Origin of the sequence: Bremerella cremea (genome assembly GCF_003335505.1) — a bacterium.
GTDB classification, from domain to species: domain Bacteria; phylum Planctomycetota; class Planctomycetia; order Pirellulales; family Pirellulaceae; genus Bremerella; species Bremerella cremea_A.
Window position 1 is genome coordinate 658,950 of record NZ_QPEX01000010.1, and the last position, 13,389, is coordinate 672,338.

Here is a 13,389-nt window from a genome sequence, read left to right on the forward strand (position 1 = left end):
CTCTCGAAAATAAAAAGGGCCGGCAAATTTGCCGGCCCTTTTTTTGTTTACCTTGGTTCGCCCTACGCTTACCGCTCTGGTCGAAAGACCACGGTCCCCAGTGGCGGCAAGCGGAACTGGATCGAGTTCTCTCGACCATTCCAGTTAATCTGCTCCGAGGCAACTTCGTCCGTGTTGATGAAGTCGCTTCCGGAGTAACGCGAGTTGTCGGAATTGAACACTTCGCGATAGTTGGCCGCCATAGGTACGCCCATGCGGTAGTTATCGTGCGCGGTTGGCGTGAAGTTACAAGCCACCAGCACGAAGTCCTCTGGGTTTTTACCTTTGCGGACGTAGGTGATCACGCTGTTCTGCCAGTCGCCGCAGTCGATCCACTCGAAGCCCTCTTCGGTGAAGTCTACTTCGTGCAACGCAGGCTCGTGGACCAGCATCGCGTTCAAATCGGAGATCAGCTTCTGCATCCCTTGGTGCGATTCCCATTCCAGCAGATCCCACTGGAGCCCTGCTTCCAGGTTCCATTCGTTCCACTGGGCGATTTCGCCACCCATGAAAAGCAGTTTCTTACCTGGGTGCGTCCACATGTACGAGTACAACAACCGCAAGTTGGCAAAACGCTGCCACATATCGCCAGGCATCTGATCCAACAGCGAACCCTTGCCGTGCACCACTTCGTCGTGCGAAAGGGGCAACACGAAGTTTTCGGTGAACGCATAGATCAAGCTGAACGTCAGTTCGCCGTGATGATGCTTGCGGTAGACAGGGTCTTTCCGCATGTATCGGAGCGTGTCGTTCATCCAGCCCATGTTCCACTTCAAGCTGAAGCCAAGGCCGCCATCAAACGTTGGTCGCGAAACGCCACCCCAAGCCGTTGATTCTTCGGCAATGGTCATCACGCCGGGATGTTGCAGGTGGGACTGCTCGTTGAATTCCTTGAGGAAGGAAATCGCTTCCAGGTTTTCGCGGCCACCGTACTGGTTCGGAATCCACTGGTCGTGTTCGCGGCTGTAGTCGAGGTACAGCATCGAAGCGACTGCGTCGACTCGCAGGCCGTCGATGTGGTACTTGTCGAACAGGAACAAAGCGTTCGAGACCAGGAAGTTGCGGACTTCGTTACGTCCGTAATTGAAGATCAACGTTCCCCAGTCTGGGTGCTCGCCCCGACGTGGGTCATCGTGTTCGTACAAGGCCGTTCCATCGAAACGACGCAGACCGTGATCGTCTTTAGGGAAGTGAGCCGGCACCCAATCTAAAATCACCGCCAAGCCGTTTTGGTGGCAGTAATCGACAAAGTACATGAAATCTTCCGGCGTTCCGTAGCGGCTAGTCACCGCGTAGTAGCCAACCGTTTGATAACCCCAGCTACCGGTGAACGGATGCTCGGAGATTGGCATCAGTTCGATATGGGTGTGGTTCTGCTCTAAGCAATATTTTACCAACTCGTGGGCCAAGTGACGGTAGTTGAACCAGCCGTGTTCTTCTTCCGCATTACGAGCCCAGCTTCCCAGGTGAACTTCGTACACCGACATGGGTTTGGAAAGCTGATCTTCGTTCGCACGACGTTCCATCCATGCTTGGTCTTGCCACTGGTGAACGCTTAAATCGGCCACGACCGAAGCGGTACGGGGTGGCATCTCGGCGGCAAAACCGTAAGGATCGCACTTGTCGACCGCCCGATCCGCCTGACGGACGCGGTATTTGTACTTCTCGCCAGCGGCCATGTCAGGGATGAACAACTCCCAGATACCACTGGTGCCAACTCGGTTCATCTGATGGCTACGGGCATCCCAGTCGTTGAAATCGCCGACCACCGAAACCGAGCGAGCATTGGGGGCCCAAACGGCGAAGTTCACGCCGCTCACCCCATTCACGGTTCGCAGATGGGCTCCCATCTTTTCGTAGGAACTCCAGTGCTTACCTTCACCCATCAGGTGGAGATCGAAACCGGTAAATACCGAGGGGAACGCGTAAGGGTCGTGTATTGTTTTCATTTGGCCACTTCCGGCGTCAATTCGAAGTTGGTATTGGCCCTTTTCCGTTACCCCATCCATAGGACACATCGCCTCAAATAACCCAGCCGGATGAATCTTCTTCATCGGTGTGTTTTGGCCATGCCCTGGGTGAAACAACCAGGCCTGATCTTTTCCGGGCAGGTAGGCTCGAACCGCCGCGGACTTCACTCCCGAGGCTTCAATGGGGTGCGGCCCCAGAAAGCGACTCGGATTGTCAGAACAACCGTCAATAATGTCGGTTATTTTACCCAAACTACCAATGGTATGCACGTCCTACTCCTTGCCAAGCCGTGGCTTGCGTATCGATGTTGCGTGGGGGAGATTTTCTTGGAATTAACCTCAATTACTCACTCGCTAGGCACATGCCGCTAGAGGTTCGAGCGAATTGATCGTTTCCAATTCACGTTGTGTTTCGTTCAAAGCTTCGCGTATGTCGTCGGCAATCGACGGAACGCTAAGCCCCTGCTGCTCTTGCCGAAATGTTTCCCTCAGCCCAGACTCGCTGTACTTGGCCGTTATCCGATGGAATTGCCGAGCTTGAGCGACCCGCGCCCACAAGTCATGGTTGCGAACCGCCACACGACGTCCGAGCCGTTCTAGCTCGAATCCCTGGCCTTCCCAGTTACACAAACCGTAGCGAACGCCGTTCAAAATGTAGCGCGAAGGCGTTAACAACAGCACACGGCTCGGCTCTGGAATCGCTTCCAGACCACGTACTAAAGCCAACAAAGCCACACGGTCTCCGAAGTGGTTCGGCTCGAAGTCGGTCTCGGCAATCTCGAACTGGCGGTCCGCTTTCCGCAGCACGAATTGCCATCGTCCACCTTCAATATCACTTCGAGATCCGGTAGCGAGGAGATAAAGGGGAGTACTCTCTCTCATCGGTTCTCTTCCAGGGGGATGGAACAATCGTCACACCTGGGCGCCGTCGCACCCAAGTGCTAGCAAAACTGGCTCTTACGCCTTGCTTATCGGCAGCAGCAACCTAGAGGCAACACTCTATCTAATCGATTTCTCTTACCTTTTTTGCCTGTCTTAAAACCCTGGGCCGAACAAACCGCCCAAAACGGCGGTTCTACTGACTCGTACGTAGGTTTACCTATGTGCTAAAATCATGCCTAAGACTTCTCAACGGCCTTTTGCTTGCCGTTGGCAATCCGCTGAATGCAAAACAGGCTACCTGGTTTGTCAGCGATCAGGGCTAGTTTCGGGGCGAAATCACGTATTCCGGCACTCGCAAAAAAGGAACGGGGGGCTAATGCAAGATCAAGAAGTATTCGAGTGGTTAAAAACGAACATCGTGCAAACCCGTCAGATACGCCCCGAAGTGGTTCGCATGGACAGTTCGTTATCGGAGGACCTGATCCCCGATTCGTTCGAGATGATTGAACTGGTCTGCCAGATCGAAAAACAATTTGGCTTTCGCATCGATTACGATGATTTCTCCGACATGCAATCGGTAGGAGATGTCGTCGCGTTCATCCAACAAAACGCTGAAAAGTAAGCATGGATTCCACTTTCAGGAGATAGACACCGTATGGCCGCCAAGAAGATTTTGATGCTCGTGGGCGACTTCGTCGAAGATTACGAAGTCATGGTCCCTTTCCAAATGTTGCTAATGGTCGGGCACGACGTCTCTGCCGTTTGCCCCGACAAGAAAGCTGGCGACAAAGTTGCTACCGCCATTCACGACTTTGAAGGGCATCAAACCTACAGCGAAAAGCCAGGTCACAACTTCCAACTGAACGCCACGTTCGACGAGATCGATCCCAAGTCGTTCGATGCGCTAGTCATCCCTGGCGGCCGTGCTCCGGAATACCTCCGCTTGAACGAAAAGGTCTTGGCAATCGTCAAGCACTTTGCCGAAGCCGATAAACCGATCGCCGCCATCTGCCACGGCCCGCAAATCTTGGCCGCCGCTGGGGTGCTAAAAGGCAAAACGGTTTGCCCCTACCCAGCCTGTGGCCCAGAAGTTGTCATCGGCGGCGGCACCAGCCTGCCCCCCAGCGACACCTTCGACAACGCCCACGTCGACGGCAACCTAGTAACCGGCCCCGCCTGGCCCGCCCACCCAGCCTGGATACGTGCGTTCTTAGAAGTGCTGGGGACGAAGATTGAGGCGTAACATGCGATGCCTCATCACGCTAAGCCGCAGCGGTCATAATTACATCCCTGCGGCTTTAGGTTAGGTAGTAACGTAGGTCGCGTCTTGACGCACCAGAGTTTACTAAGACGTTTACCACTATCAATCGCGTGGCAACGCAATACACGGCATGGTGCGTTACCACGCGATTGGTTGCTTGCTAAACTGACTGGCAGGACTTGGTGCGTCAAGACGCGCCCTATGTTACTTTCATCCAACAGGATGTTTATTCTACAGGATTGACATAAGAGGCAAACTCACTCTTGTTGTGGATGAGTTCTTGCTCGAATGTCTTCCAATAATCCCAATAGAAGTAGCGGTCGTTTGCTGCGTCGTGCGCGAGTTCCTCCTGACCGCCGTATAAGTCTAGCCGGAAGGCTTCTGTTCCTGACGAGTAAGCGATAATGCCCCATTCTGCCAAGCCAGGAGGCCTCTCTTCGCTGTGCTCAAATTGCTGTTGCTTGAGCGCACTCAGCATGGCAACCTTGCTGAAAGCATCTTCTGGCACTTCAAGGGGAGGGTCCTGCGGGTAGTAAATTACTTTAAGGTCATCAATCTCTGTTAGCGTCTTGGGGATCTGCGTTGCTTCAGGTGGTTGCTGCTGGTTGAGAGCATTGCTACAGCCCACCACCATGCTCCAAACCAAGGCAAACGCACTCAAAGCACGAAAAACTGAGGAATTCTCAAAGGTCGCTTCGCTTCTTGTGAATCTATCCACCTTCATTTTTCCTCTCTTGGCAAAAACGGTGTCAGCACTGAATGCCACGAGCTTAAGCTATAACTCATTGTAGCCACCCGGATTTTGATCGCCTTTCGGGCTGCCTGCAGGAGTTTGTACGGCTTCAGGCGACGTTTGATCTGGCGAGGTTCTTTGCGATTAGTCTCGTAGGGCGCGTCTTGACGCACCAGAGTTTGCTAAAACGTTTGCTACTACCAATCCGCGTGGCAACGCAATACACGGCATGGTGCGCTACCACGCGGTTGTTTGCTTGCTAACCTGACTCGCAGGACTTGGTGCGTCAAGACGCACCCCACGTTACAGCGTCGGAAGAATGCTACGATTACATCAACGTTACACGAAAAACGCCCCAATTCGCGCGGTGTGCCGAACTGGCATTTTTGGCATTGCCATTACAGAGTTCATCATTGGGATTTCCCGTGTATACTTATGTAGTGATGGCAAGTGGTGAGGACGGCAATACAGTGAAATACCCAAAAGCACCAGAGTCGATTCATTTGAGAACGCCTAGTGAAGACAGTTGGGGTCACAGCTCACTTCAATGCCACACAATTGCTTCGAATGTCCTAGAGGCATTATGTCATTCGTACGTGATTAGCATGGCATATAAGTGGCATTTCATTCCCAGCGACAGTTTAGCATGGATCGACTCTCAGTTTTTTCCTCGTAACAACAACACAGATTTCCTCGAGCTTGGATGTTTCGTCGATAGACTAACGGATGATTTTGGAGTGAACCTTGCACCACCTTTTGAGGCTATAACACTTGGTGACATTGTTGGAGAAATTGCTCGCTCCCGCGGTATTAAATGCAAGATCTCCTAGAATCTGTTTTGCTCTGCTGATCACCCAGCAACGTTATTGACCACTGAGCACGAAAACTAAGTTGCCTTCCCCTCCGCCCATTACGGTAGAATAACCGTTCGGCAAGGCGTTTTGCAAAGGAGTGGTTTTATGCGTCCACAAGGATGCTTTAGTCTCGTAGGGCGCGTCTTGACGCACCAGAGTTTGCTAAAACGTTTGCTACTACCAATCGCGTGGCAACGCAATACACGGCATGGTGCGTTACCACGCGGTTGGTTGCTTGCTAACCTGGCTCGCAGGACTTGGTGCGTCAAGACGCACCCTACGTTACTGGTGCCAAACGTGCCTGCGGCTATCGCAAGACGAGCCATCTTGGTCCCAGGCCGTGGCGAAACGCGTAGAGATCGCTTGCGTACGGGCAAACGTTTTTCCATGCGAGCCTATGGAGCTTCCGTGCTTTGAATAAAATGCCAGAGGGCTTCAAACTGCTGGTCGGCGTTGCCTTGGAAGATTTTCTCTACCTTGGTCGTTTTTCCATCAGCCGATAACTTTGGCATTTTGGTCATTAGGTCGTATCGAGGGGGATCGAGGACGAATCGGTGATAGAAGTCAGGGCGCAACCTTGCCCGCACATCGGCAAAGTTGATCCCTAAAGCGATCTTGGTGTTTTCATCGCCATGGGGCATTTCCTTGCCGACGGCGTGGCACTGCCGACAATCTAACGCTCCCTTCTGGGAGAGTTGATTACCAATTTCTGCCAACTTGGTGTCATACGTATGGGTTACCGGTTCATCCGTGGAATGACCATGTTCGGCAGCCAGGCCTTCGCTGATGGTGCTGGCGTACTCGGGGAAAGCAGGCATCCGGGCTTTGAGCCATTGCCGGGTTGGGTGCTGGTTTTGTCCGGCCAACAGTTGTCGTGTCCAATCGTGATATAGCTTGTCCCCCGCCCAGGTAAGGTTGGGAAGTGATTCGGGAGCCAGGCCACGAAAGCCTTCTTCCATAACAATTAACCCCCTGGGGCTTTGCTGGTCATCGCGCGAATGGCAAGCGACACAATTCAGCGCAGCAACAACGCGGCGCGAGGCTTCAGCCGCCGATACGCGTGTGAGGGAAGATTGATCGGTCTTTAAGAACTCACGCAGGGCATCGATCTGCTGGGCAGTGAATTCATAATTTGGCACATGCGAAGCAGGATCGCCCAGACACCCTTGGTCGAATCGCTGCATGGCAGTTGGTGTGAAATCGTCTGGGGGCAATTGTTCATTCGCGTGGCATTGGATACAGCCCAAGCTCTGAAACGCTGCTGCACCTTGCCGTGCATTTCCGGGGGGCAGGTGAAGATCGGGGAGATCGCGCTGCTCTTGACTTTGCAAATAGGCGACCAGGGCCGTTGCTTCTTGGTCACTCAGGCGAAAGTCGGGCATCCTTGTCGTCGGGTGATGCTTGCCTGGAGCTCGCAAAAATTGGTTTAAACTCTCGTGGGAAAACTTGTGGCTGATGTCTAGCAACGAAAGCCGCGAAAACTCGTCCTCTTCGGTCGGGTCGTTCAAGCGATGGCAAGCAATACACCCAAGATCCTCAAACAGCAACTCTCCTACTTCAACCTGCTGCTCTTGTTGCTCACTGGTTGGCACGCTTGCTGGATGTGAATCACCGGCGAGAAAAGCAGCTAAATCAGCCGCCGTTTGTTGGTCCTTGGGGCTCTTGGGATCAAGCAGTTTCGGCATCGTCGCCGAATCTCGCAGGGCATGTGGATCGAGAACCCAGCGGGCGATCCAATCCGCGTTAAGGCGGCCTGAGGCTGCGGTCAAATCAGGGGCGCGCATCTGCAGTTCCGGCATGGCGAACTGAGCGGCATCGATAGCGCCGCCAGGAGCATGGCAAGCAAAGCACTGACGCGTTGCGACCAGGGTGCGTCCTTCCCGCAGCAACTCGCCATGTGCCAAAGCAGAATCGTGCGAGTCGCTCCAAAGAAGCTCCGGCGGTACCGGTTCTTCCGCGAATTGATCGCTTGCCCACCGTAAAAGAAAACTGGCATTCCCCTGCGGTGGTGCCTCGTACCGGATTTCTAGGCGATTGTATCCTTTATGCAGCGCAGCTTGGGCGCCGTTGTTTTGGTCCAGCGAAGTGACCGGCTGGCCGTTGATGAACAACTCGGCTGAACCGTTCCCTTTCAAACGAAATCGATAGTTACCTTTGAGCGGCACAAGGAGGTACCCGGTGGCGGTTGCCTGGAATGGTCCTGGGACCATGAAAGGGGTGGGTGGGTGCTCGGCGGAAACCCATAAGGCAGCCATGCGAGCATTTCGAGTATCGCGCTGCGTCCCTTGCTTGAATTGATAAAGCAAGCCTTGTTGTAGTTGGGCCTGGATGCTGGGATCGAGTGTGCCACGGTTTTGCTTGCGTGTTATTCGACTTTCAGCGATACGATCGGGATGCACATGATAAATCGTATAGGCGAGCGTTTGCCGAATCGCTTGGCCGTCGGCCGTTGCCAAGGCGTACTCTACCGCTAGTTGGTCGACGGGCTGTACCTGCGCCAGCTCTAAGAACAGGGTTCGGTCATCTTCGAGAAGTGTCGCCGAGAGAACGTCGACCGTATCGTGCCCTTCCTGGCGTGGATCGGATACTCGGTAATCGAGTGAGCCATACTGGGAACTGTAGCGATAATTCCACTGCGACAGCGAATAGTTGCCAGGATCTTCCGCAAGTTCACGGTCGAGTGGTTCGGAAAAAGTGAGGGCAAGCCCATTTTGAAGTGTCTTGACTTCCACCGGCATGGCCACCGAGCTGCCGGTATAACGCACTCGCTGCAAACAACCATCTTTCTGCGCCGCCGTTACCCAACCATTCAGGCCAGAGACGTACAGCTGGCCATCGTGGGGACTGAAACGTCCTCGCATCACTCCTGAATCGAACGCAAGGGGGAACTCGACCGTACCACCTTGCATCTGCCCGGCGATCGTTTCGACCGGGACAAGCATCATGCGACACTTGCCGTAAGAGAAATGAATTAATTGGCCTTGCAAGGGCCCCCAGTCGTCACTGGTCACCCAAACTTGACCACCACTTGAATTATCGCGTAAGCGGGGAATCCAGCAGAGCGGCGGATCGTAACCCAAGGGGCGATCGGATGCGATCTGAGGGCCTCCGAAGCCGTAGTACCCTCCAGGCGTGACATGCACGATACAAGAAGCGGGCGTCCAGTTTCCCTCTTGAGGTGAAGCGGTGATCGTCCCTTGCGGGCCTACCGCCAAACCATTGGGATTTCGTAGGCCGCTGGCAACAATCTGCATCTGCGTTCCATCGCGTGAGATCCGCACGACGCCTTGGGTGGCGTGAATCAGATAGAAATTCCCTTCGGGGTCGGTTTCCAAGCAGGTCACATAGTCGTGCCCCCCTGGTGAAGTTTCGTACAGATTGCAGAAATTCTCGTAGTAGTCTGCCTCGCCATCCTGATTGGTATCGTGCAGTTTCGTAATTTGATCTCGTCCAAGCACATGCACGATGTCGTTAACGATACGCAGCCCTAGTGGCTGGAAGAGACCAGTGGCCATTCGTTTCCAGTGAAGAGTCTCCAGCGTTTGATCCACCCCACTGACTCGCCAGACATCGCCATGCACGGTGCAGAGAGCCAAGTCTCCATTAGCAAAAAAATCGTGCCCGCCGACAAACATCAATGCTTGATACGGGTTGTCGAACGGGAGGGTAATAGTATCCAGCGCGTACGGCCCCTCTTCGGCTCCAAGCTGGCCCTTGGTTACGATCGCTTCGGTCCAGCGTGGCTCTCCTGGGCTCGTAAGCTCCGCAATGTCTTGTGGAGGCGCTGACGAAGCAATCACTTTTTCGAATTCCGGCATCTGGCTACTTGCGCCAGCCTGCATGAGAACTTTTAATCGTTTGTTCTCTTGAGATGCCGGGATCGTAAGCTGGATTGTGCCTTGGCTCGAAACAGAGAGTTGGGATAAAGAAACGCCTTGCACCGATAACCCAATAAGCCGATCCCCTAACGTTGCGATCGCGGCTGGTGTTCCGTGAATTGATCGGATTTGTACATCGTTGCCAAACCGGCCCAGGTTCATTATCGAGTCGGATGTGCCCGCAGAGATCCGCAACGTTCTTCCAAACGTCTTGTTGTTTTCCAAAGAGGGCAACTCTAGCACTTGCCGGTCACCGACACGATAAGAGAGGACCAGCGCGTCCCCATGTTGATAGTACCCTTGCCAAGCAACCGGTTGCTGCCATCCTTGGGGCTCGGCCGAAACGAATTCGATCTTGCCTGCCATCGCGGGAGAAGAAATCAGGCCAAATCGTGCGGGGTTGAATTTTAGAAAGTCACCCGTCCATCCGGCTCGCAAGGAAAGCGTTTGCGTATCATAAACCACATGGGCTTGCTCGCTCTCTCCTAGACTGATCGAAAGCGCCTTGCAGATCGGTGGATGCTCGGGAAGCGGAATCGTGCTGGCGAGAAATCGTCCGACCTCCATTTCGTTCCAGCGATTATCAACCGAATCGTTTTCGGTCCAATCAAATCCCACAACCTCTTTGCCAAAGTGGTTGGGCTCCTCTTTCTTGGCTGGCGAGGCTTGAGCCGAGGCAACTTTGGCGTGGTTCTTAAGTGGAGAAGAATCTGGGTAGGACGTTGCCCCTGGCTTTTCGTCTAGATGCCACAGCCCGATGGTAGCCTCATCTGCTGCCAATGGGGATTCTGGAATGGAGCTGACATCGCGAATCCCTTTCGAGATGCGCACCTCGTCAATCGCTCCATCATGCCCAAAAGATTTGGATACAAGCGTGCCGATTGCGAGTGGACCAGACTGGCTGTCTCCGTTTTGGAATGCAACGGCCTGATCGGCGACCTGTTTTCCGTCCACAGACAACCGAATACGGCTGGCTTCGAATTGCATGGCAACGTAGTGCCATTTGCCGTCGCACAAATCGTGCGACGAAATGACATGATCTGGTTTCATGCCGGGGACGTAAGCGGCAAGAATGCCATCTCCGGCACGAGTAAACAATTCCCAGTGGGTCGCCGAGGATTTCGACTCGTTGGCAATAAGAATATTATATTGATTCTTGCTATCAAGCCTCGCCCAGCACTCAACCGTCAGCGGTGGAGTGCGATATTCGGCTTTCGCATCGATGAAGATTCCGCCTGGCCCGTCGAGTGCTTGTCCAAAGCGAGCCGGTGGCCCAGGCGGGGCTTTAGGCTCTTCCATTTTCGGCAAATCGATCGCCACTTGCGGACGATCGGCGACCCAAGCCGCAGCGCGTCGGATCAGCTCCGAAGTTCCTGGCGTGCGAAGCGAATCAGCCGCGTGCCCTAACACGGTTTGAAAAACACGGGCGTTACCATAGCGATAGACGAACGCCATCGGTTCGTCGTCGCCGGTGACGTTTGACTTGGCGGTGGCCAACACTTCGATGGGCAGATCGCCGACTTGTCGAAAGTAAAGCTCGTCAGTGGTCTGAAAATCGGCGAGACCTTCTGTAATCGGATGTTGGGCAGCGGTGATGTTAACCGTGAACTGGCCAAACCGATCATGCCCGCTGGGGCCTGCGTGGTCCCATACGCGTCGACAAATTTTGCGGTATTCGGGCCAATCGGTATTCTCTTCATTTGGCAACGAGCGATGAAACGCTCCGTTGGCAAAGTGAATGATGATCAAGCCTCCACCAGCTTCCAGGTAGTTCAAAAAGTTTGCCTTGGCGGCCTCGCTGAGACCTGGCAGCATCCAGTTGCAATAGTTGAGTACCAGGAGGTCGTAGTCGCTGTGCTTCACCGTTGCCAGGTCTTCGATGTTCCTGGAAATGGTAACCTTGGCTCGTGAATCGTGAAGAAGTGCCTGTTCAAGAATGGGCGTGGTATCTTGCCAGGCATGCCCTGGATGGTGTGCCCCAGTGAGGATTAACACCCGGATGGGACGATCATCGACTTTGGCTTGGGTGGTTCCTTCCACGCCAGCCAGGGCAGCATCGACCTGATCGTGGCTAAAGAAAGAAGTGACCACACCTTCCTCTGGAATATCGACCTGAGCTGACCAGGCGATACCGTTCATGACCAGTTTGCGAAAGTCTTCGTTCTTCCAATTGTCGTAAAAGTGGCCGCAGGTGGTACCGAATCCTCGGCCACCGTTGTCTCGCTGTTTCGCCCAGGCCACAACCTTCCCCTCTTCGTCACGTCCCGGTAGCGTAGGGACTTTGGCCAGCGGTCGAAGTTGGGCATCGTTGGGGCGGAAACGTAAGTTAAAGTAGAACTCTTCTCTCAGCGTAAACGGTTTGACACCTCGCGAAATGGGATGCTCAGGCGTACTGAGTTTCATCGCTGCGGTCTGCGTTTGGATCGCTGAATACCAGTTTCGCTTGCCGTCTTCTTCCCAGTCGAAATAGGCTCCGCTCCAATCGAGTATTTGCTGAGCATGCTCATCTGCGGCAAATGTCGAGAAATGAAACGTGACGAAGCCGCAACCTCGATCGATTTGCTTTTGAATAATGGCCGTGTTTTGCGGGCTTTTAAAGTGAGGTGCCTCTTCATAATTGTCGCCATCCCTTCCGTCGGATATCACAACGATCGTATCCGCGTCGTCGAGTGTCGCTGGGTCTGCCGGCCAGCCGTTGAGGTGATATTCCACGCGAACCTGATCGGCAACGTTCGAATTGTCGAACATCACTTTTAGTAGTTTGACCGACCAGGGATAGTCGTGAATTCCATTCCCCAGAGGGCCGTGGCTCTTTTCGCCGGCAATAAGCACGATCTTTCTCGCCTGGTCCCCGGAGCCCGGTTCCTCGGAAGCACGAACATTGCCGGCCCCCAAAAACGTTGCTAGGAACCCGAGAACCAATACCGATGCGGCATGACACGACATGAGGGAAGAACTCCTGAGTGATGAAGAGCAACGAAGGCGAGTCGAGGAAGATGGAGAGATGAGTCGTTGGTCGAAGTTACTGCTCAGGAAACAATTCCTGAATGACGGATGTTTGGCGGCGCTCGATATGGTCGATCATGGCCGCACGTGCCTCGTCTGGCGACTGGCTGGCAATTGCGTTCAAGATCTTTAAATGTTCTGAAATGGCCTGGGTCAGGTTCTCGACAGAGCCGACCAGCCGACAGAAGCTACGCACCAACAGACGATAGCGGCGAATATCTTCCGCCATGCGTCGGTTTCCGCAAGCGATGGCCAGTTGATCGTGAAAGTGAGTATCTTGATTCAACGCTTCCTGGCACCACTGATCCTGGCCGGCGTCGGAATAGGCAAATTCAGCCGCTGCCGTCAGAAGTGCCTCTAACGCTCCTTGCATCTCAGCAACTTCCTCGCGCGAAAGCCGAGTCGCCGCCCGTGCTGCGGCCTCGCCTTCCAGAAGTTTGCGCAGGCTATAGATCTCGGTCACGTCTTCTCGTGAAAACCGGGCCACTTGGGCGCGGCGGCCTGTTTCGCACGTCACCAGGCCATCTGCGGCGAGCCGGTTCAAAGCCTCTTGAACAGGCGTTCGGCTTACCCCCAATTGCTTGGCAAGCGAGACCGTGGTGAGTTCCGCTCCTTCCTTCAGCTCACGACGCAAGATCGCGGAAAGCAGCTTTTGGTAAACGGAGTCCGTCAGAGACGTACGCGAAATCGGAGCATCGGTGAGTGAATTAGCATCCATTTTCTTTTGTCACTTCCTTCAAACGCCTAATGAAATCGAGCCCAGCGA

The 13,389-nt window shown here is 54.1% G+C and carries 7 protein-coding genes; 2 read left to right on the plus strand and 5 right to left on the minus strand.

The features are described 5' to 3' along the window. Positions 1–68: 68 nt before the first annotated feature. Both glgB and DTL42_RS03775 read right to left on the minus strand, forming a co-directional pair. Positions 69–2,279 carry a 1,4-alpha-glucan branching protein GlgB gene (gene glgB, locus DTL42_RS03770; RefSeq protein ID WP_114367340.1) on the minus strand — a complete coding sequence of 737 codons (2,211 nt, stop codon included), beginning with the start codon at positions 2,277–2,279 and terminating at the stop codon, positions 69–71. 84 nt (positions 2,280–2,363) lie between these two features. Next, complete coding sequence (locus DTL42_RS03775) at positions 2,364–2,891, minus strand: hypothetical protein (RefSeq protein ID WP_147274152.1); 528 nt, start codon at positions 2,889–2,891, stop codon at positions 2,364–2,366. Between the two features lie 376 nt (positions 2,892–3,267). Between DTL42_RS03775 and DTL42_RS26190 the strand changes: the two genes are divergently transcribed. Further along, positions 3,268–3,513 (plus strand): acyl carrier protein, encoded by a 246-nt coding sequence (locus tag DTL42_RS26190; protein ID WP_158545217.1) that lies wholly within the window; start codon positions 3,268–3,270, stop codon positions 3,511–3,513. A gap of 33 nt (positions 3,514–3,546) precedes the next feature. Then, positions 3,547–4,134, plus strand: a complete 588-nt coding sequence (locus DTL42_RS03785) for a DJ-1/PfpI family protein (protein WP_114367343.1) — start codon at positions 3,547–3,549, stop codon at positions 4,132–4,134. A 244-nt stretch (positions 4,135–4,378) separates the two neighbouring features. Here DTL42_RS03785 and DTL42_RS03790 read toward each other — a convergent pair whose 3' ends face one another. From DTL42_RS03790 to DTL42_RS03800, 3 genes are all read right to left on the minus strand, one after another. Further along, positions 4,379–4,918 carry a hypothetical protein gene (locus tag DTL42_RS03790; protein WP_147274153.1) on the minus strand — a complete coding sequence of 180 codons (540 nt, stop codon included), beginning with the start codon at positions 4,916–4,918 and terminating at the stop codon, positions 4,379–4,381. 1,216 nt (positions 4,919–6,134) lie between these two features. Beyond that, positions 6,135–12,563: a ThuA domain-containing protein gene (locus DTL42_RS03795; protein WP_114367345.1), complete on the minus strand. Its 6,429-nt coding sequence runs from the start codon at positions 12,561–12,563 to the stop codon at positions 6,135–6,137. Positions 12,564–12,639: 76 nt separating this feature from the next. Further along, positions 12,640–13,341, minus strand: coding sequence for a GntR family transcriptional regulator (locus DTL42_RS03800; RefSeq protein ID WP_114367346.1), 702 nt, complete (start codon positions 13,339–13,341; stop codon positions 12,640–12,642). Positions 13,342–13,389 lie beyond the last annotated feature (48 nt).